Source organism: Citrobacter sp. C13 (genome assembly GCF_014596815.2).
GTDB classification, from domain to species: Bacteria; Pseudomonadota; Gammaproteobacteria; order Enterobacterales; family Enterobacteriaceae; genus Citrobacter; species Citrobacter portucalensis.
This window is the reverse complement of record NZ_CP115024.1, coordinates 1,217,333-1,242,268: the sequence shown is the minus strand read 5'-3', so window position 1 is coordinate 1,242,268 and position 24,936 is coordinate 1,217,333. Positions and strand designations below refer to the sequence as shown.

Here is a 24,936-nt window from a genome sequence, read left to right as displayed (position 1 = left end):
CCGTGACAGATTAAGCTGCTTTGTTTGCTGCTTTGATCAGCGTAGCTACGCGATCAGAAATAGTCGCGCCCTGGCCAACCCAGTGAGCGATGCGATCCAGATCCAGGCGAGTGCCTTCTTCTTTTTCGCTAGCGATTGGGTTAAAGAAGCCAACGCGCTCGATGAAGCGACCGTTGCGTGCATTACGGCTGTCGGTAACAACAACCTGGTAGAACGGACGCTTTTTAGCGCCGTGACGAGCTAAACGAATAGTAACCATAACATCCTCTTGTGTGAATAAAACACCCAGGCCCCATCGAGGAACGGAGCCCGGGTGTCATATTAAAAGCCCGAAAATTTTACTGATTTCTGGGGAAAATGCAATCAGCAGTTGATAACTCTGCTATAAAAGGCCGTTGGCGGTGCCGTCAGTTCGGTGCCGGCGTGCGCGCAGCCACCGGAGCGTACACGCAGTACGTGAGGATGGCGAGCACACCCCGGTGCCGAAATGGCAAACAAGCCAGGCCGATTAGCGGCCTGGGAATCCAGGCGGCATCATCCCCTTCATACCACGCATCATCTTCGCCATTCCGCCCTTCTTCATTTTCTTCATCATGCGCTGCATGTCGTCGAACTGTTTCAGAAGGCGGTTTACGTCCTGAACCTGCATACCGCAACCGGCAGCGATACGGCGTTTACGGGAACCTTTGATAATTTCCGGCTTAGCGCGTTCTTTCATCGTCATCGAGTTGATGATGGCTTCCATACGCACCAGCACTTTATCGTCCATCTGCGATTTCACATTGTCAGGGATCTGACCCATGCCCGGCAGCTTGCCCATCAGGCTTGCCATACCGCCCATGTTTTTCATCTGGTTGAGCTGTTCAAGGAAATCGTTGAGATCGAAGCCATCGCCTTTTTTCAGCTTGCTGGCTAATTTTTCTGCCTGCGCGCGGTCAACCTTGCTTTCGATATCTTCGATCAGCGACAGCACGTCGCCCATGCCGAGAATGCGCGAAGCAATCCTGTCCGGATGGAACGGCTCCAGTGCTTCGGTTTTCTCGCCGACGCCGAGGAATTTAATCGGCTTACCGGTAATATGACGAATAGAGAGCGCCGCACCGCCACGGGCATCACCATCAACTTTTGTCAGCACTACGCCGGTTAGCGGCAGCGCTTCGTTAAAGGCTTTTGCGGTATTCGCGGCATCCTGACCGGTCATGGCGTCGACCACAAACAGCGTTTCTACCGGTTTGATAGAAGCGTGGACCTGTTTGATTTCGTCCATCATCGCTTCGTCAACGTGCAGACGACCGGCGGTATCCACCAGCAGCACGTCGTAGAATTTGAGTTTGGCTTCTTTCAGCGCGGCGTTAACGATATCGACCGGCTTCTGGCCGACATCCGACGGGAAGAAGTCCACACCGACCTGCTCGGCCAGCGTTTCCAGCTGTTTAATCGCCGCAGGGCGATAAACGTCCGCGGAGACCACCAGCACTTTCTTCTTATGCTTCTCGCGCAGGAATTTACCCAGCTTACCGACGCTGGTCGTTTTACCCGCACCCTGCAGGCCCGCCATCAGCACCACGGCTGGCGGCTGTGCAGCCAGATTCAGGGTCTGGTTTTCTTCGCCCATTGCCGCAACCAGTTCGTTACGGACAATCTTGACGAACTCCTGACCCGGCGTCAGGCTTTTGTTAACTTCATGACCAACCGCTTTCTCTTTTACGCGATTGATAAACTCACGCACTACCGGCAGCGCTACGTCAGCCTCCAGCAGCGCCATGCGCACTTCGCGCAGCGTCTCTTTAACGTTGTCTTCAGTAAGGCGTCCACGGCCACTGATATTGCGCAGCGTGCGCGACAAACGATCGGTTAAATTATCAAACATTGTCTCTCGCCTGGGGTGGAAACGGTCGGTCGCGACAGCGACACATCAACAGAAATTTGTCGCAGTATAACATGAAGCCGCCTTTGTTGTTATGCAACGGTTGGAGCAGCGGTCACGTAACGCTATACTGCTTTTCTTTATCACTGGCCAACTGTCGACACCTATATGCCCGTTTTTGCTCTGCTCGCCCTTGTCGCCTACTCAGTCAGCCTCGCGCTGATTATTCCCGCACTGCTGCAAAAAAACAGCGGCTGGCGGCGTATGGCTATTCTCTCTGCGGTTGTTGCGCTGGTAAGCCATGCTATCGCCCTGGAAGCGCGTATCCTACCCGGCGGTGAAAGCGGACAAAACCTGAGTCTGTTGAACGTCGGCTCGCTGGTAAGCCTGATGATCTGTACGGTAATGACCATCGTCGCGTCCCGCAATCGTGGCTGGTTATTGCTGCCTATTGTCTACGCCTTTGCGCTGATAAACCTGGCCTTCGCCACGTTTATGCCTAACGAGTTCATCACTCATCTCGAAGCTACGCCGGGCATGATGATTCACATCGGGCTATCGCTGTTCGCTTACGCCACGCTGATTATCGCCGCACTCTATGCGCTACAGCTTGCGTGGATTGACTACCAGCTGAAAAACAAGAAACTGGCCTTCAGCAATGAGATGCCGCCACTGATGAGTATTGAGCGGAAAATGTTTCATATCACCCAAATTGGCGTGGTTCTGCTGACGCTCACCCTGTGCACTGGCCTGTTTTACATGCATAACCTGTTCAGTACCGAGAACATTGATAAAGCCGTTCTCTCTATCGTGGCATGGTTTGTCTATATCGTTCTGTTGTGGGGGCATTACCATGAAGGTTGGCGCGGACGTCGCGTCGTATGGTTTAACGTCGCAGGCGCAGGCATTCTGACGCTGGCCTATTTCGGCAGTCGCATCCTGCAGCAGTTCGTGAGTTAAATCTTTAAGGAATCCTACGTGGAACACATCTCCACCACCACGCTCATTGTCACGCTCCTCATCATGGTGGTCATTTCCGCCTATTTTTCCGGTTCTGAAACCGGAATGATGACCCTGAATCGCTATCGTCTACGTCATCGGGCCAAGCAGGGAAATCGACAGGCAAAACGCGTTGAAAAGTTACTTCGCAAGCCGGATCGCCTGATAAGCCTGGTGCTCATCGGTAATAATCTGGTGAATATTCTGGCCTCCGCGCTCGGCACCATTGTCGGTATGCGCCTGTATGGCGATGCGGGCGTCGCTATTGCCACCGGGGTACTGACGTTTGTGGTGCTGGTTTTTGCCGAAGTGCTGCCAAAGACGATTGCCGCGCTATATCCGGAAAAAGTCGCCTATCCGAGCAGCGTCCTGCTGGCTCCCCTACAGATTCTGATGATGCCGTTAGTATGGCTACTCAACACCATCACGCGGCTGCTGATGCGCATGATGGGCATCAAAACGGATATCGTGGTGAGCGGTTCGTTGAGTAAAGATGAGCTACGCACACTGGTGAATGAATCGCGCTCGCAAATATCACGCCGTAACCAGGATATGCTGCTGTCAGTGCTGGATCTGGAAAAAGTCAGCGTCGATGACATCATGATCCCGCGTAATGAAATCATCGGCATTGATATTAACGATGACTGGAAATCAATCGTGCGTCAGCTCTCGCACTCCCCGCACGGTCGTATTGTGCTGTATCGCGACTCGCTCGACGACGCCATCAGCATGCTGCGCGTACGTGAAGCCTGGCGATTGATGGCCGAGAAAAAAGAGTTCACCAAAGAGACCATGTTACGCGCCGCCGACGAAATTTATTACGTTCCGGAAGGCACGCCACTCAGCACTCAGCTCATTAAATTTCAGCGCAATAAGAAGAAAGTGGGACTGGTCGTCAATGAATATGGCGATATTCAGGGACTGGTTACGGTCGAGGATATCCTGGAAGAGATTGTTGGTGACTTCACGACCTCAATGTCACCGACGCTTGCCGAAGAAGTCACGCCGCAGAATGACGGTTCGGTGATCATTGACGGTAGCGCCAACGTTCGTGAAATCAATAAGGCGTTTAACTGGCACCTGCCGGAAGATGACGCACGTACTGTGAACGGTATTATTCTTGAAGCGCTGGAAGAGATCCCGGTTGCTGGCACACGTGTGCGTATTGGGCAGTACGATATCGATATTCTCGACGTGCAGGATAATATGATTAAACAGGTGCAGGTGTTGCCCGTCAAACCGCTGCGGGAAAGCGTATCGGACCAGTGAGAGTAATCCAGACCGGGTAGCGCATCAGCATTACCCGGTCTGAGGCTAATTAGCCTTTGGCTTTCGCCACAGAGACCATCGCCGCACGGATGGTACGTCCGTTCAGGGTATAGCCTTTCTGCATAACCATCAGCACATTACCGGCAGCAACGTCGTCAGACTCTACCATTGCAATCGCCTGGTGCACGTTCGGGTCCATCGGCACGTCGATATCCGCAACCACCTGTACGCCAAACTTCGCCACAACATCCAGCATTGACTTACGGGTCAGCTCAATACCTTCGACCATAGCCGCCATAGCGTCATTGTCTTTGTCCGCAACTTCCAGCGCACGGTCCAGGCTATCCAGCACCGGCAGCAGTTCGTTGACGAATTTTTCCAGTGCAAACTTATGCGCTTTTTCTACGTCCAGTTCGGTACGACGACGCAGGTTTTCCATTTCCGCTTTGATACGCAACACGCTGTCGCGCTCGCGCGTTTCGGCTTCAGCAAGCTGAGCTTCCAGATTCGCAATTTTTTCATCGCGCGGATCCACCTGCTCAGCAGAAGCGTCTGGTTCAACCGCCTCAACTTCTTCGTGCTGATCCATGATAATTTCTTCCGGGGCTTGCCCCTCAGGCGTTTTCTGTTCTTTACTACTCATGAATTTCTCCGCGTTTTTTTCGCATTCATCTCGCTAACTTGGCTTATTATGGGGATCAGATTCAGGGATTCAAGGGAAGTACTCACATTGTCACTAATCTTCGTTACAAGGACCTCGAGAAAATGAACAAACATTTCAAGTGTATTGGCATTGTGGGGCATCCACGTCACCCCACTGCACTGACCACACATGAAATGCTCTACCGTTGGCTGTGCGCCAAAGGTTATGAGGTTATCGTTGAGCAACAAATCGCCCACGAGCTGCAGCTGAAAAATGTGAAAACCGGTACGCTCGCAGAGATTGGCCAGCAGGCAGACCTCGCCGTGGTAGTCGGCGGCGACGGCAATATGCTGGGCGCCGCACGCACCCTGGCACGTTATGACATCAAGGTTATTGGCATTAACCGCGGTAATCTCGGTTTTCTGACCGACCTTGACCCAGACAATGCCCACCAACAGTTAGCTGACGTGCTGGAAGGCCACTACATCAGCGAAAAGCGCTTTTTACTTGAAGCCCAGGTGTGCCAACAGGATTGCCAGAAGCGTATTAGCACGGCGATCAATGAAGTTGTGTTGCACCCCGGAAAAGTGGCGCACATGATTGAATTTGAAGTCTATATCGATGAAATTTTTGCCTTCTCCCAGCGCTCGGACGGCTTGATTATTTCCACACCGACCGGCTCTACCGCCTACTCGCTCTCTGCCGGAGGTCCGATCCTGACGCCTTCGCTGGATGCTATTACGCTGGTCCCGATGTTCCCGCATACGCTTTCCGCGCGACCGCTGGTGATCAACAGTAGCAGCACCATTCGCCTGCGCTTCTCTCATCGCCGTAACGATCTGGAAATCAGTTGCGACAGTCAGATCGCCCTGCCTATACAGGAAGGTGAAGACGTATTAATTCGCCGCTGTGATTATCATCTAAACCTGATACACCCAAAAGATTACAGCTATTTCAACACATTAAGCACTAAACTAGGCTGGTCAAAAAAATTATTCTAATTTAACGCCAACCTCTTTACTGTATAAAAAACCAGTTTATACTGTATGTAATTACAGTTATGGTTTTTCATACAGGAAAACAGCTATGTTGGCACAACTGACCATCAGCAATTTTGCTATCGTTCGTGAACTTGAGATCGATTTCCAGAACGGAATGACCGTTATTACCGGTGAAACCGGTGCGGGTAAGTCCATTGCCATTGATGCTCTCGGTTTGTGCCTGGGCGGACGCGCAGACGCCGACATGGTACGTGCAGGCGCCACGCGAGCCGACCTCTGCGCGCGATTCGCCTTAAAAGACACCCCCGCGGCTCTGCGCTGGCTGGAAGAAAACCAGCTTGAGGAAGGCCGTGAGTGTTTGCTGCGTCGCGTTATCAGCAGCGACGGACGTTCACGTGGCTTCATTAACGGCACTGCCGTACCGCTGTCACAGCTGCGTGAGCTGGGCCAGTTGCTTATTCAAATCCACGGTCAGCATGCGCATCAGCTCCTGACAAAATCAGAACACCAAAAGTCTCTGCTGGATGGTTACGCCAATGAAGCGTCCCTGACTCAGGAAATGGCTGCGCGCTACCAGCTGTGGCACCAAAGCTGTCGTGATCTGGCGCATCATCAACAACAAAGTCAGGAACGCGCAGCCCGGGCGGAACTGTTGCAATACCAGTTAAAGGAACTGAACGAATTCAACCCGCAGCCGGGTGAATTTGAGCAAATTGATGAAGAGTACAAGCGTCTGGCTAACAGCGGGCAATTGCTCACCACCAGCCAACAGGCGCTGGCTATCCTGGCGGATGGCGAAGACATCAACCTGCAAAGCCAACTGTACACCGCAAAGCACCTGGTCACTGAACTGGCAGGCATGGACGGCAAACTTTCCGGTATCCTGGATATGCTGGAAGAGGCCACTATCCAGCTCAGCGAAGCCAGCGACGAGCTGCGCCACTATTGCGATCGTCTGGATTTGGACCCTAACCGTTTGTTCGAACTTGAACAGCGTATTTCCAAACAAATCTCATTGGCCCGCAAGCATCATGTTGCCCCTGAAGCGCTGCCACAGTTCTATCAGTCATTGCTGGATGAACAACAGCAGTTAGACGATCAGGCCGACTCGCTCGAAACCTTAACCCTGGCGGTGAATAATCACCACCAGCAGGCTCTGGAAACGGCAAAAATGCTGCACAAACAGCGCCAGCATTATGCTCAGGAACTGGGACAACTGATTACAGAGAGCATGCATACTCTCTCAATGCCGCACGGTGTCTTTTGCATTGATGTGAAATTTGAGGAACATCATTTGAGCGCAGACGGTGCCGATCGCGTAGAGTTTAAAGTGACCACTAACCCAGGCCAGCCGTTGCAGCCGATTGCGAAAGTGGCTTCAGGTGGGGAACTGTCGCGCATTGCGCTGGCTATTCAGGTTATTACCGCACGCAAAATGGAAACACCTGCGCTGATTTTCGATGAAGTGGATGTAGGTATCAGCGGCCCGACTGCTGCGGTAGTGGGAAAAATGCTGCGTCAGTTGGGCGAGTCAACTCAGGTAATGTGTGTTACTCACCTGCCGCAGGTTGCTGGCTGTGGCCATCAACACTTCTACGTCAGCAAAGAAACGGATGGCGCGATGACCGAAACACACATGCAGCCGCTTGATAAACGCGCTCGCCTGCAGGAATTAGCCCGCCTGCTTGGCGGTAGCGAAGTAACGCGCAATACCCTCGCAAATGCAAAAGAACTGCTGGCGGCATAAACTTTTTTACCTTGTTAAGGTCTGAGTTCAACATAAAATCGCCGACCGACCCGACAGCAAAAGGTTTTAAAGTGGTGAAAGGTCTATTATCATCGGCATATTACATATGAGCCGCGTACTGCTCGGGCCCGAAAAGGAATCAAATCACTATGCGCTGTAAAACGCTGACTGCTGCTGCAGCAGTACTACTGATGTTGACTGCAGGCTGTTCCACTCTGGAGCGAGTGGTTTACCGCCCTGACATCAACCAGGGAAATTATCTGACACCTACCGATGTCGCCAAAGTGCGCACGGGTATGACGCAACAACAGGTTGCTTATGCTCTGGGTACACCAATGATGTCCGATCCTTTTGGCACTAACACCTGGTTTTATGTGTTCCGTCAGCAACCTGGTCATGAAGGCGTAACCCAGCAAACACTGACGCTGACCTTTAACAGCAGCGGCGTTTTGACCAACATTGATAACAAACCTGCTTTGACCGACAACAAGTAGGTTTGATAGATCAAAAAAGGTGCTCAATGAGCACCTTTTTTATTGTCTGCTATTTTTTAGCGGATTTCTCTGCTCGCTGTCTGCGCAGCTCTTTCGGATCAGCAATCAGTGGCCGGTAGATTTCCACCCTGTCACCGTCCTGCAGAACATCAGCAAGCTTTACCGGACGGCTGTAAATGCCCACTTTATTTTTGCTGAGATCGATATCGGTACGTAATTCCAGCAGCCCGGAAGCGCGGATAGCCTCTTCCACCGTAGCGCCCTGTTGCAGCGTTACACGCTGCAGATACTGTTTCTCGGGCAGCGCATACGCCACTTCAACGACAATTTTAGCTGACGCTGACACTGTAAACCTCTTTCGCGCGAACCGTGAAGGCCTGCACCATGTTTGAAGCCAGCTCTTTAAAGATACGACCAAACGCCAGCTCGATTAATTTATTGGTGAACTCAAAATCGAGATGAAATTCAATGCGGCACGCTTCATGACTCAGTGGCGTAAACTTCCATCCGCCAATGAGTTTCTTGAACGGTCCGTCGACCAGATGCATCAGGATGCTCTGGTTACTGGTCAGTTGATTGCGCGTAGTGAACGTTTTGCTGATCCCTGCTTTCGAGACATCCACCGCCGCTGTCATCTGTCCCGGAGTTGACTCCAGCACACGGCTACCGGTGCAACCCGGTAAAAACTGGGGATAGGATTTAACATCATTCACTAGCTGATACATCTGTTCCGCACTGTAAGGTACTAAAGCGGTCCGGCTAATCTGAGGCATAACAATTTCCATCAATATCAATCACACAAATAATACCATTTATCCCCCGCTAAAAAAAACGCTATAGCCTAACTCGTGCTAAGATAGCGCCTTGCGCCCCGCTGGATGAAATGGGGTGTTTTTCGATTCCAGATTACCTATACTGAGCGGCATTATGACGAAGAAAAAAGCACACAAACCTGGCTCAGCCACAATCGCGCTGAACAAGCGCGCACGACACGAATACTTTATTGAAGAAGAGTTCGAAGCAGGACTCGCTCTGCAAGGTTGGGAAGTCAAATCCCTGCGCGCGGGTAAAGCTAACATCGGCGACAGCTACGTCATCCTTAAAGACGGCGAAGCGTTCCTGTTTGGCGCCAACTTCACACCGATGGCTGTTGCCTCAACGCATGTGGTATGTGATCCCACCCGTACCCGTAAGCTGTTGTTAAACCAGCGTGAACTCGACTCCCTGTATGGTCGTATGAATCGTGACGGTTATACCGTCGTTGCGCTTTCACTGTACTGGAAAAATGCCTGGTGCAAAGTGAAAATTGGCGTCGCAAAAGGTAAGAAACAGCACGACAAGCGCTCCGATGTGAAAGAACGCGAATGGCAGTTAGATAAAGCACGTATTATGAAAAATGCTGGTCGCTAATCGCTACTCCCCTATGACCAGTCTCTCATCCTGAGACTGGTTCTTATTTTTTAGTTATTGAAACCCACCCAATACATTCATCGAGTTTATGGTTTATTTGAGCTGAATCGTTCAGGTATAAAATAAACTTCCCTGGCATTACCGTAGCACTCCATAGTCTAATAAAATAAAACTTCAAGACCATACCACCTGTATTTAAACTTATTTAATAACACTATTATTACTGTTGTTTATTATATCACCCCCTCATTTCAGTTAAATCACAAACCCTTTAGATACAATAAATTAACTAAAAAACCAACCATTAAATACGCACCGGAAAGTATCCTTTTCAATAAGCCAAATATATTTTTAATATGGATAAGTTGCAGAATACTTTCTTTCTGACTATATCATCTAATACGAAAGAACTATTCAGCCGACAGGTCCCGAACGTATTTGATAAGTAAACGAACATCTGTATGACCTAATCAATGTAATTACATGTCTAAATTCATCTTTATGATGAACGGGGCCCCTGTCTGCTCATTTTCCCAGCGCGCTGTTGCGGATTAATACTCCCGACATGCCATCAGGAGTGAACATATGCGTCTACTCGCCGTTGTATCAAAATTAACTGGCGTTTCCACAAATGTTGAATCCTCTGAAGTTACGCTCAGTTCGCCTTCTATCGTGAAACTGTCGGTGTCGCGTGAGGAGGTGAGTCAACTGACACGCGTTAATCAGGATCTAGTTGTCACACTCCGCTCAGGTGAAACCATCACCATTAAGAACTTCTACGTCGGAAAAGGTGATGCGCAAAACCAGCTTGTTCTGGAAGACAGTAATGGTGCGCTGTGGTGGGTTCAGGATACTGATGGGGCATTCCATTTCCAGCATTTGGACGATCTCACTCCACTAATGACTGCCGAGGGAAGCCATGAAGGCGGCGCCGTCTGGCCGTGGGTTCTTGGTGGGATCGCGGTCGCAGGCGGAATTGGCCTCGCGGCAGGTGGCGGCGGCGGCGGCGGCGGCGGCGGCGGCGGCGGCGGCGGGAGTGATAATAACGCCGGAAACGGAAATGGCGGAAATGGCGGAAATGGCGGAAATGGCAACGGTAATAATGGGGATGGCGGCTCACCGCCAACAACAACCCCTAACATGCCTGACGTACCCGTTATCACCAGCATAATCGATAACCAGGAGCTGATTACTGGTCCTGTTAATCAGCAGGAATCCACCAACGATAATACGCCCACTCTCCAGGGCACCGGCCCCGCAAATGCCACATTGCATATTTTTGATAACGGCGTCGAAATCGGCCAGGTCACTATCGATGCCAACGGCAACTGGTCGTTTACGCCATCCTCTCCGCTCGCAGACGGTACCCACAAGTTTACCGTCAGTGCATCAGACGGTACGGGCAGCAGCGACATGTCGGACAGTTGGGAGATTATTGTCGATACGCTTGCCCCCGACGCCCCTGTGGTCACAGAAGTAACTGACGATTCAGGTTCCATTAAAGGCTTGATAGGTAATAACGGCGTAACCGACGATGCCACGCCAACACTCACAGGCACTGGTGAAGCGGGCTCTTACATCAGTATTTCTGATAATGGCATTCTGATTGGCATGGTTCAGGTGGATGACAATGGTAACTGGACGTTTACACCGGATACACCGCTAAGCGACGGTGTTCACAATCTGACGCTGACGCAAACTGACGATGCGGGTAACGTGAGCACGGAAACGAGTGTACCGACATTCACCGTTGATACCACCCCGCCTGAAGGCGCGGTCATTTCCTCCGTAAACCTGCAAGGCACCGAGGTAACCGGTAGTGCAGAGGTGGGAAGCCAGATCATTATCATCGGTAGTAACAATCAGGTTTTGGGTTCAACTACCGTTGATCAAACCGGCAATTTCGTCATCGCGATTTCACCTTCACAGACGCACGGTGAAGCGCTGATCGCGAAGATTCAGGACCAGGCAGGCAACGTCGGGCCAGATACCTCCTTCAATGCCACTAACTCTGGCTACCCGGGCGTACCCGTTATCATCAGCATTGTGGATGATATTACCCCCTCAACTGGACCATTGAACAATAATCAGGCCACCAACGACCCAACGCCTACGATCTCGGGTACCGCAGACGCCAACAGCACGGTTAACATTTATAACAACGGTGCGCTTGTTGTAAGCGTGCTTGCCGATTCCAGCGGCAACTGGACCTGGACCTCCAACACCAACTTGCAGGACGACTCATACTCCTTCACCACCACAGCAACCAACCACCTGGGCACGGGAGGAACGTCAGCGACATTCAATATCACTATCGATACTCAGCCACCGTCAGCGCCGGACGATCTGAACGTATCTGCCGACGGCTCTGTCGTCACCGGTACAGCCGAACCAGGAAGTACCGTGACCATCAATAATAACGGTCTTCAGATCGGCAGCGGCGTCGCCGGAACGGATGGCTCATTTACCATTACCATTGACCCGCCACAGACCAATGGTGAAACCATTACCGCTATTGCCACCGATCCCGCCGGGAACCCAAGCCAACCGGAAACCGCGCTCGCGCCAGACATCACAGCACCACAACCGCCAGCTAATCTGGTGATTAATCCTACAGGCGATCAGGTTACCGGCATGGCGGAACCCAACAGTACGGTACATATTCTGGATCCTGGTGGCGCGATAATTGGAACAGCAACCGCCGGCTCGAACGGAGAATTCACCGCCACGCTGGTTCCGCCGCAGACCAACGGAGAACATCTTGTCGCCAACGCGACGGATGCGGCTGGCAATACCAGCGGCAACAGCGCGATTACCGCCCCGGATACCACGGCACCTGACGCGCCTACCGGCGTCATCGTCGCCGGGGACGGTGGTTCTGTAAGCGGACATGCTGAAGCGGGAAGCTCCGTCACCGTAAAAGACAGCAATGGTAATCAGATCGGCACAGGCCAGGCAGACAGCGGCGGCAACTTCACAGTGTCGATTACGCCGTCGAAAATGAACGGCGAAACGGTAAAAGTTACCGCAACGGACAGCAGCAATAACGAGAGTCAGCCAACTTCCGCGGTGGCTCCGGATATTACCGCCCCCGGAACACCCATCATCACCGCCGTGACGGATGACCAGCCCATGTACCAGGGCCCTCTCAAAAACGGCGATGTCACCAACGATAGCAAACCTAAGCTGGAAGGCACCGCCGAAGCAGGTTCTCAGGTCAAAATTTACGATAACGGCACCCTGCTGACGACCGTTGTCGCTGATATCAACGGTAACTGGAACTATACGCCAGTCTCGGCGCTAAGCGAGGGCGCTCACATCTTCACGGTGACAGCCACAGACGCCGCGAATAACACCAGCAGCGCGGCAAGCTGGAAAATAATTGTCGATACCATTGCGCCAACTGTTCCAGTGATAACGTTGGTTAACGATGACGTTGGCAGCATTACGGGCAGCGTTGCAAATAACGGTTGGGTCACCAACGACAATACGCCAACCATCTCGGGTACCGGTGAGCCAGGTTCACTGGTGAACCTGTACGATGGCATTCAGTTATTGACGGTTATTCTTGTCGACAGCTCGGGTACCTGGAGTTATACCGTTCCGGGGAATCAGGTGCTCAGCGATCGCACCCATCAGTTTACGGTATCGGCAACTGATGCCGCCGGTAATGTCATCACCTCACCCACAGTGGTCAGCGTTACCGTAGATACCCAACCGCCAGGCGATCCTGTCATTTTGGCTGCTACCGACGACGTTGGGAATGCACCGATCGATCTGCCTACCGGAAGCCGTTCAAACGATACCTTGCCAGAGCTGAAAGGAACCGGAACAGACGGTTCTAAGATCACTCTCTATGATGGAACTACGCCAATTGGAAGCACGACTGTTTTGCCCGGAGGCACCTGGAGTATTCAACTCGACCAACCGCTCAGTGAAGGCTCACACAATTTATCCGCTATTGCCACGGACGTTGCAGGCAACGCCAGTAATGCCGGGACCTTTACGCTAACGATTGATACCACCCCACCAGCAGCCCCAGTTATCAGCTCCGCAGAAGGTCTGATTGGGACAAATCTACAAACGCTGAGTAACGGCAGCAGCACCAAGAGCTTAAATCCCGAACTCTCCGGAACCGGCGAGCCCGGCGCGAAGATTACGATTTATGATAATGGCGGTTCCATTGGCACCGTCACCGTACAGCCAGACGGCACCTGGACATTTACCCCAACCTCACTCGCCGACGGACCGCACAAATTCACCGCTACAGCGACTGATGTTGCAGGCAACACGGGGATCCCATCAGCCAGCTTTACCCTGACGGTAGACAACACACCTCCCGCACAACCAGCCGCGCCAATCATTACCGACGATGTGGCTCCGGTAACAGGTGTGGTCACTAACGGCAACACCAACGATACCACGCCAACCTTTAGCGGCACGGGAAACGTCGGGGATTTGATTACCATTTATCTGAACGGCACTCCCCCTTTGCAGGGAACGACAACAGTAGGTGCAGACGGAACCTGGAGCTTTACTCCGCCAGCACCGGTTACTCCAGGTAGTTACCAGGTAACCCTCACCGCAACCGATCCGGCAGGCAACGTCAGCCAGCCATCAACAGCTATAACACTGAACATCGACACGACGCCGTCTGCGCCGCCGGTGATTATCGCCGCCAATGATAACGTCGGCGATATCATGGGTGACCTTGCGCCCAACGCCGTGACCGATGACACCACGCCAACCATTCGTGGTACAGGTGTCAATGGAGACATCATCACTCTGTATAACGGCGGTACGGTGATCGGCACTGCAACGGTGGCAGGCGGTACCTGGAGTATTACCCCCGGGACTGCGCTGGCAAACGGAAACTACACATTAAGCGCTACCGCAACTGACCCCGCAGGTAACGTCAGCGACAATTCAAACAGCATTTCGTTTACGGTTAACAACACGAAGTTAACGTTGCCGCAGGTCACGGATATCCAGGATAACGTTGGCGTCTTTACCGGTTCGCTAACCAGCGGCAGCGTCACGGACGATACAACGCCAACCATTAGCGGTACCGGCACACCGGGCAGTACGATTTTGATTTTCGATGGTAACAATCCCATCGCCATTGCGACAGCTACCGTTGCTGCTAACGGCAGTTGGAGTGTGGATGTCCCCCTCACGCCCAATGTCACTCACACACTGACTTTCGGCGCCGTGGATGACGCAGGTAACTCACTGACAGCAGATAACCCGCTGACGTTGATTGTCGATACCCTGCCGCCTGCAACGCCTACGGTTACCAGCGTAGACCCGAAAGGTACGCTGGTTAGCGGCTCTGCCGATCCAGGCAGTACCGTCATCATTCGCAGCGGTACCACGATCCTCGGCCAAGGGTTCGCAGACGGTTCAGGTAACTTCGCTGTCACAATTTCGCCAGCACAAACAACCGGTCAGGCGCTCAACGCCATCGCTCAGGATCCCGCTGGAAATCAAAGCGATCCGACAACGTTTAACGCTGCTACCTCCAGCGTTCCTCATCCACCAACGCTTGAGATCGTTGATGACATTGCGCCCATCATGGGGGTGATTGGCAACGGTAAAACTACCAATGACACATTACCGTTGCTGCAAGGGACGGCCACAGCAGGGGCGACTGTTAATATTTATATAAATGGCACATTGCTCCCCATCACGGTAACTGCCGATGCCGTGTCTGGCGCATGGAGTTATCAGTTACCCGACCCACTGACTAATGGCGTAACCTATAACTTCACTGTGGCGCAAACCGTCAATGGCATACTGAGCGGTCAGTCACCCAACTACGCTATCACCATCGACACGACGGCACCGCAAGCGCCAACGATCACCAGCATTATCGACGATGTTGCCCCCGGCACTGGATCGTTGGATAAAGGGCAAATTACAAATGATTCACGTCCGACGCTCAACGGAACTGGCGAACCCGGGGCAACCATTACCCTCTACGATAACGGTATCGCTTATGCCACAACGACCGTAAACAGTAACGGATTCTGGAGCTTTACCCCGACAGCACCGCTGGGAGAAGGCGATCATCTCTTTACCGCCCGCGCAACGGACGCCGCTGGCAACCAGGGAGATCCATCCAGTGATTTCCGGATCATTGTCGATACCCTGGTACCGAATGCGCCATCTATTGCGACGGTCACGGACAACGTTGGTACGATTCAGCCCCTGACCTCAGGGCAGTTGACCAATGATAATACCCCAACGCTTGCTGGCGTTACCGAGGCGGATTCGGTTGTTACCATCCGCGATAATGGCACGGTAATCGGCACAACCACCAGCGACGAAAATGGCAACTGGAGCTTTACGCCTGCCCCTGCTCTCGGAGAAGGAAGCCACTCGCTGACTGCCAGCGTTACAGATAACGCGGGTAACATTAGCCCGACAACGCCACCATTTGTGGTCGTCGTCGACACGCTGGCGCCAGCCGCACCGAGCATTACCTCAGTAATTGACGATCAGCTCGGCAATACCGTGCTGACCAACGGACAGCTTACAAACGATGCGCAGCCTACCCTGAACGGCAAAGGCGAGATTGGCGCCATCATCACGATCCGTGATAACGGCGCTGAAATAGGTACAACTCAGGTGGACGAGTCAGGTAACTGGAGCTTCACTCCGGATGCTCCGCTGGGACAGGGGCAACATATTTTCACCGTCGTTGCCACAGATCAGGCGGGGAACACAGGCGGAGTATCATCATCGTTTACTATTGAGCTGGACTCTATTGCCCCGTCTGCACCGGTAATTCTGACCGTTCAGGACAATACCGCGCCGACAACCGGGCCAATCTCCAATGGGCAAATCAGCAACGAAAGTCGCCCGGCGCTCAGCGGTACCGGTGAAATTGGCGCGACGATTACCGTCCTGAGCGATGGTCAGGCCATTGGCACCACCATCGTCGGCGCAGGCGGAAGCTGGAGTTTTACACCCTCCGCGGCATTGGGTAACGGCCAGCATACTCTGACCGTCACGGCTACAGATAGCGCAGGCAATACCAGCCTGCCTTCTGGTGGCTTTACCTACACTGTCGATACTCTGGCACCGACAGCGCCAGTGATTACTCAGGTTGCGGATGATGTCGGCCCACTGATTGGAAATCTGAACAACGGTCAGGCCACGAACGATCCACTCCCGACGCTTAGCGGTACGGCAGAAGCCAATTCCACGGTGAAAATTTACGATAACGGAGCGCTGATCGGATCTGCTCCTGTAGATGGTACGGGCGCCTGGAGCTTCACACCGGGAACCCAACTTAGCAACGGTAACCACGCGCTGACGGTAACAGCCACCGACGCGGCCGGAAACGTCAGCCCGACATCTGCAGGATTTAACATCGTTGTTGATACCGTCGCCCCGCTTGCGCCAACGATTATCCAGGCGTTTGATGACGTGCAGCCGGGAACCGGAACGCTATCGAACGGAGCCTCTACCAACGACACCCGCCCCGTACTCAGCGGCTCAGCGGAAGCCGGTGCCCGGGTAGTCATCTACGATAATGGCGCGCTGCTGGCAACGGTGACTGCGACGATAGACGGCACCTGGGAATATCTGCCTGCCACGCTGGGTAACGGTCAGCATGTGTTTACCGCCATCGCCACCGACACCGCCGGGAACGTGAGTCCTGTCTCAGGCGGGTTTACGATTAATGTCGACACCATTGCACCATCCGTCCCGCTGCTGGTCTCTGTGGTGGATGATATCGCAGGCGGCGTGTTCAATGCAGCGCTCAGCAACGGACAGCTGACCAACGATGCACGTCCGACGCTGAACGGCACCGCCGAGGCAGGCAGCACCATCAGCATCTATGACGGAAGCACCCTGTTGGGTACCGCGCTGGTGCAAAGCAATAACAGTTGGTCGTTTACCCCAACCACACCGCTGGCAAATGGATCGCACACCTTCACCGTCACCGCCACCGATGCGGCGGGCAACACCAGCGGCGCGACGGCAGGCTTTAGCGTGGTAGTTGACACCACGGCGCCGACGCAGCCTTCAATCAGCAGCATTATTGACGATGTCGGGCCAAACACCGGGCCGATTGGCAGCAATCAGCCGACCAATGACGCGCGCCCAACGTTAAACGGCATCACGGAAGCCAACGCGCGAGTTGATATTTATGATAACGGCAGCTTTGTCACCAGCGTAACGGCGGACGGCAGCGGCAACTGGAGCTACACCCCGACTACCGCGTTGGCACAAGGTACCCACTCGTTTACCATCACTGCAACGGACAGTGCGGGTAATACCAGTGGCATATCGTCTGCGGCAGCGATCGTGGTCGATACCGTTGCCCCGGGTATCCCAACCGGGCTGGCGGTAAACGCCAACGGCACCGCGCTCACCGGCGTTGCCGAGCCAAACAGCACGGTCATTATTACCTCCAGCGGAGGAACGGTACTCGGCACGGCAACCGCCAACGCCTCCGGTAATTTCACCTTCACTCTGAACCCACCGCAAATCAGTGGGCAAACTCTGCTGGTCAGCGCACAGGATGCCGCAGGCAACATCGGTACGGCAGGTAACGTGCTGGCACCGTTTACCGGCGTACCACCTGCGCCTGTTATTGCCAGCGTGCTCGATGACGTCGGCACTATCATGGGACCCGTCGCTCCCGGTAAAACCACCAATGACACCCTGCCAACGCTCAGCGGAACGGCGCAGGCTAACGCCGTCATCAATCTGTACAACAACGGCGTGCTAATGGGCTTCACGACCGCAGACGGTAACGGGATCTGGAGCTTTACCCCATCCGGTGCACTCAGCGAAGGTAACCATGCGTTTACCGCCACGGCAACCAACGCCAACGGCTCAAGTGGGTTGTCCGGTTCGTTCAGCGTAATTGTGGATACCACACCACCGACCGCACCAACGATCCTGATCAGCGCCGATGGCGGTACCGTCAGCGGCGTCGCCGAAGCGGGAAGCACCGTCACCATTTCTCTGCCCGGCGGCACCAGCGTGACGGCAATCGCCAACAGCAGCGGTGTCTACAGCGTCAACCTGCCGGTTCGCCAAATTGAAGGGCAGTCGCTGTCCGCCACGGCGACCGATGCGGCGGGAAATGCCTCATCGCCGACAAGCGCTCTCGCACCAGTATTGCCGCTGCTGGCTGAAGACAATGTCACCAGCCTGCCGCTACAAACCGATGTCACCGTCAGCACCGAGCATCAAAGCGATTATGGTTTCCTGTTGGTCAATGCGCTGGGAAATGTCGCCAACGTGCTGGGGAACGATACGGCAAGCGTGAATTTCAGCATCGCCTCTGGCGGCAGCGGATCCATTACGATCAATGCCGCAGCGACCGGCGTGGTGCTGTCGCTTTTAAACACGCTTGAAGTCGTCATCCAGCGCTTTGACACCGCGCTGAATACCTGGGTGACAGTGGTGGATACCGGGAAACCAAACTTTGCCAGCCTGCTCACCCTGGGCGCCTCGGGCGTAACGCTCAATTACAGCGGACTGACTGGCGGTGATTACCGCGTGGTCAGCTACAACACCAACCTGCTGGCGACCGGGGCATACACCAGCCTTGATGTCTCAGTGGTAAAAGCCAGCGCAGGGACCATCACCGGCGGTACCACGGAATCCGGGAATATCATCACCGATACCGATCCCGCCAACGGGCAGGATAATGCCCCTTCCGGCACGCTGGTCACTGCCATCACCGACGGTAACGGCAACGTCGTGAACATCCCGGCGGGCGGCATTGATGTGCAGGGGAAATACGGCATCCTGCATATCAATCAGAACGGTAGTTACACCTATACCCTGACCGATACGTCAATCTCGGTGTATGGCCGTTCTGAAAGTTTTACCTACACGCTGACGCATGGCAGCGATCACTCCTCGGCAAAACTGGTGGTAACGCTCGGTCAGGCTCCAACCACCAGTACGGTAACCGCGGCAGATGATGTGGCTGCGCTGACTTACGGGACGCAGGTCATCGCGGTTGATCATGGCACATCACAGCAAACCGGCTTCACCCTCGCCAACGTCGGACTGGGTAATGTGCTGGACGTCAGCCTGGTTAACGGTTTAACCAATCCGATCAAATTTAATGTGGATGATGGCGCAACCCGCACGCTGACCGTCAAGGCCAGCGTTCTCGGCGTCACGGTTGGCGGTTTTGATCTCTATGTTTATCGCTTCAACGAGTCCATTCAGCAGTATGAGCAGTTCCGCGTGAAGCCCAACTGGGTCACGGCGCTGCTAGGAGGTAGCTCAACGGATTACACCATCACCCTACCTGGCGGTGACTACCTGTTCCTGCTTAACGCCTCCGGCGGTTTGACGCTGCTGACCAGCTATACCCTGAATATCCAGGCCGATCACACCTACGCCGTCGACAGCCTGAGTGCGACAACCAATGGAAACCTGCTGGTCAACGACTCGGCTCCGGCCAATACCGTTATCACCGAAGTTAACGGTGTCACCGTAAACGGAACGGGCACTACCACCATTAACGGGCAGTACGGCACGCTGACTATTGATGCGAAAGGGAACTACACCTACACACTGAGAAGCGGACTGGGCGCAGACGGTATCAATACGCCGGACAGTTTCGTGTATAAGGTCAAAGCGCCAAACGGTGATACCGGCAGTGCATCGCTGAATATCAAACCAACACCGCAGGCGCTGGATGCAGTAAATGACGTCAGCAGCACGATGGCGGTCACCACCCAGGCGGATACTTCCCGGTCGTTTACCGACGACAGCGTCGGGAACGCCAGCTGGAGTGCCCAACTCCTTTCACCCACCTCAAAAAGTGGTACTGGCGTCATTGAAATCGCTACGGGAACGGCGGTGCAAAACGCCATACTGCATTTTAACGTCGCGTCAGGTCTGACGCTGGGCGGGCTGACCGTCACCTGGGCGCTGTATGACAGCAACAACATCAAGATTGCCGGTAACTCTTTCAATGGCGGATTGCTGGTTGGCGGCAATATCGATATAGCCTTGAACGGGATCGTACTGCACCCCGGCAACTATCGCCTCGACTATACCGGAAGCGTCGGGGGGCTGGGGCTGGGGAATATCACCATCACCCCCACCGTGAAAGGCACGATAATCGACCTGCAAAACTTCGAGACTTCCACAGCGAACAGCGTCACCGGCAATATTTATGACGGAGACCATATTGCCAGCGTGCATACTTTGCTGACGGTGAACGGCACGGGCGGCAGTACCGCCACGCTGGATCCGCTGAGCAGCACGACCAGCGCCATTATTAACGGGCTATACGGCAAACTGACCATTGGCGTTGATGGTCATTACACTTACGCCCTAAACAGCGATGTCTCGCTCTCCACCATCGTCACCAAAGAGACATTTACCTACACCCTCAACGACCAGAATGGCCATACCGATACCGCTACGCTGACCATCAATATGAATCCGCAAGTGGTGAGTACTGTTGATGCCGATCGCCTGACTGGCAGCGCCTACGGCGATACGCTGATTTATCACCTGCTCAACGCCAACGACGCTACCGGCGGCAACATTAGCAATGGTGCTACCGATACCTGGACCAACTTCTCGCTGGCCCAGGGTGACAAAATCGATATCGGCGACCTGCTGGTGGGCTGGAACGGGCAGAACGCTACACTCGGCAACTACCTCACCGTAACCACCAGCGGTAACAACACGGTGATTGCCATCGACCGCGACGGTACGGGTAACACATATCACTCAACCAATCTCATAACGCTGGAGAACGTACACACCACGCTCGATGAGCTGGTGCAACAAAATCACATTGTACCCTGACGTTAACGCAATGCGTTAAAGCGCCATAACTACAGCCCCGGATGCCATGACGTCCGGGGCAATAACAGTCGTCGCTGCCGTATTTTGTAAGGGATAAACTATGAAAAATGTCGCGCCTGTTGCATTACTTCTGGCATTAACACTCTGTACCCTGCGGGTGAATGCCGAAGATGAACCGCAAATTATTACGCCGGAAGGACTGGCCACCAGCCAGATGCTTCCCTCGCTGGACGGCGCGGTTGCCGATCTGCCGCTGAGCGCTGCCGCCCCCGGCAACCTGATGCTCAACGACGCGGTAAGTCGTGCCGTGAGCTGGCATCCTTCTATTCGTGAATCGATCGGCAAACTGCTCTCACAAAACGAGCAGATAGACGTGGCGAAATCGAAATATTACCCGCAGGTTTCTGCCGGAATGAATAACGGTTACAGCAATACCTATACCGACCACGGCTTTAGCCCGGCGCTGGTTATTTCGGTGTCACAAATGCTGTACGACTTCGGTAAAGTCGCAAGCCAGGTCCGCGCCGAGACCGCCGGAGCCGCACAACAGCAGGCGAATGTGTTACTCAGTATTGATACCATCGCCCACGCAACCGCCAACGCGATAGTCCAGGTGCAGACGTGGCAACAAATGGTGGATGCCGCCGAAGAACAGCTCACCGCCTTAAACGACATTGGTCGACTGACCCGACAACGCAATGATGAAGGGGCAACCTCGCTGTCCGACGTGGTGCAAACCGATGCGCGTATCGAGTCTGCACGTTCTCAGCTGGCGCAGTATCAGGCCAATCTCGACAGCAGTAAGGCCACATTGATGAGTTACCTCGGCTGGAACTCACTTAACGGCATCAGCAACGAATTCCCGGCCAAACTGGACAGCAGCTGCGATGTGGTCAAACCGGAAGATAAACTGGTTCCCGCGGTTCTGGCGGCCTGGGCACAAGCGAATGTGGCACAGGCAAATCTCGATTACGCCAACGCGCAGATGACGCCCACCATCTCTTTGGAACCGTCGGTTCAGCATTATCTCAACGACAAATACCCCAGCCATGAGGTACTCGACAAAACCCAGTACTCCACGTGGGTAAAAGTTGAGATGCCGCTGTATCAGGGGGGTGGACTCACCGCCAGGCGCAACGCCGCCAGCCATGCGGTAGAGTCTGCGCAATACTCCATCCAGCGCACCCGACTCGAAGTACGACAAAAATTACTGGAGTCCCGCAGCCAGGCAATGAGCCTCGCCACCGCCCTGCAGATTCTGCGCCGCCAGCAGCGACTGAGTGAACAAACGCGCGAGCTTTATCAACAGCAGTATCTGGACCTCGGTTCGCGCCCGCTGCTCGACGTGCTTAACGCCGAGCAAGAGGTGTATCAGGCCCGTTTTGCCGAACTCCAGACTCAAAACCAGCTGCACCAGCTCCAGCTGAACTGCCTCTATAACACTGGCTCGCTTCGCCAGGCGTTCGCCTTAAATAATCGCAGCATTCAATCGGTGGAGATCAAGCTATGAGCGACCTCGATTCACATGCAGAAGATGCGATTAGTGAACACGCTCTTAGCCAGTGGGCGCTGGCGATGACGCATATTGCCAATCACTATCGCGTGGCCTGTTCTCCCGGCGCAATCCAGGCCAACGCCCCGTGGTTTGCGGGAAAAAGCCGGGCAACGGCCCTGTCGCAACTGGCGCGTCAGGCGGGCCTGTCATTTCATGCGCTGGATACCGCCACGCAGGCGTTCGGTCAGTGGCATCTGCCGGTGGTGGCGGAACTGCGCGACGGCCAGCTAATGGTGATAGAGCATTTCAACGGCGAAGATGCACTGGATGTGTTTATCATCGCCGAAGGGGGCCAGCGTAACCGGCTCACGGTCGCAGAGCTTCTGCCGGAGATCGTGAGTATTACCGCGCTGCGCCCGCTGTCGGCGCTGAAGGACAGTCGGGTAGACCGCTATATTTCGCGCTTCAAGCCCGACTGGATGCGCGAACTGGTGTTAAAGGACATCCGCCCTTACCTGCCGGTCATGATTGCCGCTTTTCTGATTAACGTTCTGTCGCTCGCCGGGATTATCTTTTCTATGCAGGTTTATGACCGGGTGATCCCCGCTCAGTCTTATCCAACGCTGTATGTTCTCTCCACTGGCGTTCTGGTGGCGGTGCTGTTTGGCTTTTTGCTGCGCGAAGCGCGTACCCACATAATGGACCTGCTCGGCAAACGCGCCGATATGCGCATTTCCGATCGCGTATTCAGCCATGCATTGCGCCTGCGCAACAGCGCCGTCCCCCGCTCGACGGGGAGCTTCATTTCTCAACTGCGCGAGCTGGAACAGGTTCGCGAGATGATCACCTCCTCGACCATGTCGACCATTGTCGATCTGCCGTTTTTCTTTTTGTTTATCGTGGTGCTGGCTTTTATCGCCCCGCCGCTGGCATGGATAGCTCCCGTCGCGGCCCTGCTGATGATCCTGCCCGGTTTGCTGTTACAGAAGAAGCTGGCGGTGCTCGCCAACCAGGCTGCCCATGAATCCACCCTGCGCAACGCGGTGCTGGTCGAAAGCGTCCAGGGGCTGGAAGACATCAAGCTGATGCAGGCTGAAAACCGCTTTTTACAGCAGTGGAACAGCTACATCCGCATTACCGGAGAGTCCGGGCTGCGCACGCGCAGGCTGACTCAGGGGCTGATTGGCTGGGGCATGTCGGTACAAAGCCTGGTCTACGCCGCCATCATTATGTTCGGCGCGCCGATGGTCATTGAAGGCACGATGACCACCGGTGCCGTAGTGGCCGCTTCGATGCTCGGTTCCAGAATGATTGCCCCAATGGCTAATCTGTGCGGCGTGCTGGCCCGCTGGCAACAGGTCAAGGCGGCGAAGATGGGATTAGACAGCATCATGCAGCTTCCCACTGAAACGCAGTACGACGAAGATCGGGTGCATCAGGAGATTTTTCACGGCCATTATCTGTTTGAGAACGCACACTTTCGCTACCACAGCGACGATCAGCGCGTTCCGCTGCGCATCTCGCGCCTGGAGGTCATGCCCGGCGAACGGGTGGCGATTCTCGGGCGTAACGGTGCCGGGAAATCAACCCTACTGCAGGCCATGGCGGGCGGAGTGGAGATTATCCAGGGCGATGTCCGGCTCGACAACCTGAGTCTGGCGCAGATCGATATGGCTGATTTACGCCGCAACATCGGTTTTCTTAGCCAGAATGCGCGGCTGTTTTTCGGCACCCTGCGCGAGAACCTGACCCTCGGCGCGCCGCATGCCAGCGACGCGCAGATCTTCGAAGCGCTGGAGGTCAGCGGCGCGGCAGCCTTCGTTAAACAGCTCGCCAAAGGGCTGGCGCATCCCATTATGGAGGGCGGCAACGGTTTGTCCGGTGGACAACGGCAGTCGATCCTGCTGGCAAGAATGCTGCTGCGATCGCCCAATATCGTGCTGCTCGACGAACCCAGCGCCTCGCTGGATGAACATACCGAGCGGGAGTTTATTCAGCGCCTGAACCAATGGCTAGGCAACCGCACATTGATTGTCGCCACCCATCGCGTACCGGTTCTGGAGCTGGTCGAACGCGTGGTGGTATTAAAAGAAGGCCAACTGGTTATGGATGCCCCGAAAGCGCAGGCATTAAATGCGAGTCGGGCACCCGCCCCAACTCACGGTCGGGAGTGGAAAAATGAAAACCAATCCGCATGATG

The 24,936-nt window shown here is 54.3% G+C and carries 14 protein-coding genes; 9 read left to right on the top strand and 5 right to left on the bottom strand.

The window, feature by feature from the left end:
• Positions 1 to 10: 10 nt before the first annotated feature.
• Both rpsP and ffh read right to left on the bottom strand, forming a co-directional pair.
• Positions 11 to 259 carry a 30S ribosomal protein S16 gene (gene rpsP / locus IB222_RS05840; protein WP_003031228.1) on the bottom strand — a complete coding sequence of 83 codons (249 nt, stop codon included), beginning with the start codon at positions 257 to 259 and terminating at the stop codon, positions 11 to 13.
• Between the two features lie 249 nt (positions 260 to 508).
• Positions 509 to 1,870 (bottom strand): signal recognition particle protein, encoded by a 1,362-nt coding sequence (gene ffh, locus IB222_RS05835; protein WP_003031226.1) that lies wholly within the window; start codon positions 1,868 to 1,870, stop codon positions 509 to 511.
• A gap of 165 nt (positions 1,871 to 2,035) precedes the next feature.
• Here ffh and IB222_RS05830 point away from each other — a divergent pair, with 165 nt between their 5' ends.
• Positions 2,036 to 2,827: an inner membrane protein YpjD gene (locus IB222_RS05830; protein ID WP_003031224.1), complete on the top strand. Its 792-nt coding sequence runs from the start codon at positions 2,036 to 2,038 to the stop codon at positions 2,825 to 2,827.
• 18 nt (positions 2,828 to 2,845) lie between these two features.
• The gene (locus IB222_RS05825; RefSeq protein ID WP_008324538.1) at positions 2,846 to 4,135 is read left to right on the top strand and encodes an HlyC/CorC family transporter; all 1,290 of its coding nucleotides are present in this window, start codon (positions 2,846 to 2,848) and stop codon (positions 4,133 to 4,135) included.
• Positions 4,136 to 4,184: 49 nt separating this feature from the next.
• Here the strand turns inward: IB222_RS05825 and grpE are convergent, their stop codons facing one another.
• Entirely contained in the window at positions 4,185 to 4,778 is a 594-nt protein-coding gene (gene grpE / locus IB222_RS05820) for a nucleotide exchange factor GrpE (protein ID WP_003826408.1), read from the bottom strand.
• Positions 4,779 to 4,900: 122 nt separating this feature from the next.
• On the opposite strand from grpE, the gene nadK reads away from it, so the two are divergent.
• From nadK to bamE, 3 genes are all read left to right on the top strand, one after another.
• Entirely contained in the window at positions 4,901 to 5,779 is an 879-nt protein-coding gene (gene nadK / locus IB222_RS05815) for an NAD(+) kinase (RefSeq protein WP_003826406.1), read from the top strand.
• 85 nt (positions 5,780 to 5,864) lie between these two features.
• Entirely contained in the window at positions 5,865 to 7,526 is a 1,662-nt protein-coding gene (gene recN / locus IB222_RS05810) for a DNA repair protein RecN (protein ID WP_003826404.1), read from the top strand.
• Positions 7,527 to 7,675: 149 nt separating this feature from the next.
• Positions 7,676 to 8,020: an outer membrane protein assembly factor BamE gene (gene bamE / locus IB222_RS05805; RefSeq protein ID WP_003826401.1), complete on the top strand. Its 345-nt coding sequence runs from the start codon at positions 7,676 to 7,678 to the stop codon at positions 8,018 to 8,020.
• A 49-nt stretch (positions 8,021 to 8,069) separates the two neighbouring features.
• On the opposite strand, the gene IB222_RS05800 is transcribed toward bamE, so the two are convergent.
• Positions 8,070 to 8,366: an RnfH family protein gene (locus IB222_RS05800; RefSeq protein ID WP_008785525.1), complete on the bottom strand. Its 297-nt coding sequence runs from the start codon at positions 8,364 to 8,366 to the stop codon at positions 8,070 to 8,072.
• A complete protein-coding gene (gene ratA, locus IB222_RS05795) occupies positions 8,350 to 8,793 on the bottom strand; it encodes a type II toxin-antitoxin system toxin RatA (protein ID WP_003826396.1) in 444 nt (147 codons plus the stop codon). The genes IB222_RS05800 and ratA overlap by 17 nt, the downstream gene beginning before the upstream one ends.
• A 154-nt stretch (positions 8,794 to 8,947) precedes the next feature.
• Between ratA and smpB the strand changes: the two genes are divergently transcribed.
• The 4 genes from smpB (at position 8,948) to IB222_RS05775 (ending at position 24,934) form a co-directional block, all read left to right on the top strand.
• Positions 8,948 to 9,430: an SsrA-binding protein SmpB gene (gene smpB / locus IB222_RS05790; RefSeq protein WP_003031211.1), complete on the top strand. Its 483-nt coding sequence runs from the start codon at positions 8,948 to 8,950 to the stop codon at positions 9,428 to 9,430.
• Between the two features lie 585 nt (positions 9,431 to 10,015).
• On the top strand, positions 10,016 to 21,241 hold the full coding sequence (locus IB222_RS05785) for a BapA/Bap/LapF family large adhesin (RefSeq protein WP_149385195.1): 11,226 nt from the start codon (positions 10,016 to 10,018) through the stop codon (positions 21,239 to 21,241).
• Between the two features lie 100 nt (positions 21,242 to 21,341).
• The gene (locus tag IB222_RS05780) at positions 21,342 to 22,751 is read left to right on the top strand and encodes a TolC family outer membrane protein (protein WP_003826391.1); all 1,410 of its coding nucleotides are present in this window, start codon (positions 21,342 to 21,344) and stop codon (positions 22,749 to 22,751) included.
• On the top strand, positions 22,748 to 24,934 hold the full coding sequence (locus IB222_RS05775; RefSeq protein ID WP_148361621.1) for a type I secretion system permease/ATPase: 2,187 nt from the start codon (positions 22,748 to 22,750) through the stop codon (positions 24,932 to 24,934). Before IB222_RS05780 ends, IB222_RS05775 begins: the two co-directional genes overlap by 4 nt.
• The last annotated feature ends 2 nt before the right edge of the window (positions 24,935 to 24,936 follow it).

Coding starts and splice junctions, on each gene's coding strand:
- IB222_RS05780 (WP_003826391.1), top strand. CDS start 21,342: ATGAAAAATGTCGCGCCTGTTGCATTACTTCTGGCATTAACACTCTGT.
- recN (WP_003826404.1), top strand. CDS start 5,865: ATGTTGGCACAACTGACCATCAGCAATTTTGCTATCGTTCGTGAACTT.
- grpE (WP_003826408.1), bottom strand. CDS start 4,778: ATGAGTAGTAAAGAACAGAAAACGCCTGAGGGGCAAGCCCCGGAAGAA.
- ratA (WP_003826396.1), bottom strand. CDS start 8,793: ATGCCTCAGATTAGCCGGACCGCTTTAGTACCTTACAGTGCGGAACAG.
- bamE (WP_003826401.1), top strand. CDS start 7,676: ATGCGCTGTAAAACGCTGACTGCTGCTGCAGCAGTACTACTGATGTTG.
- rpsP (WP_003031228.1), bottom strand. CDS start 259: ATGGTTACTATTCGTTTAGCTCGTCACGGCGCTAAAAAGCGTCCGTTC.
- IB222_RS05775 (WP_148361621.1), top strand. CDS start 22,748: ATGAGCGACCTCGATTCACATGCAGAAGATGCGATTAGTGAACACGCT.
- smpB (WP_003031211.1), top strand. CDS start 8,948: ATGACGAAGAAAAAAGCACACAAACCTGGCTCAGCCACAATCGCGCTG.
- nadK (WP_003826406.1), top strand. CDS start 4,901: ATGAACAAACATTTCAAGTGTATTGGCATTGTGGGGCATCCACGTCAC.
- ffh (WP_003031226.1), bottom strand. CDS start 1,870: ATGTTTGATAATTTAACCGATCGTTTGTCGCGCACGCTGCGCAATATC.
- IB222_RS05785 (WP_149385195.1), top strand. CDS start 10,016: ATGCGTCTACTCGCCGTTGTATCAAAATTAACTGGCGTTTCCACAAAT.
- IB222_RS05830 (WP_003031224.1), top strand. CDS start 2,036: ATGCCCGTTTTTGCTCTGCTCGCCCTTGTCGCCTACTCAGTCAGCCTC.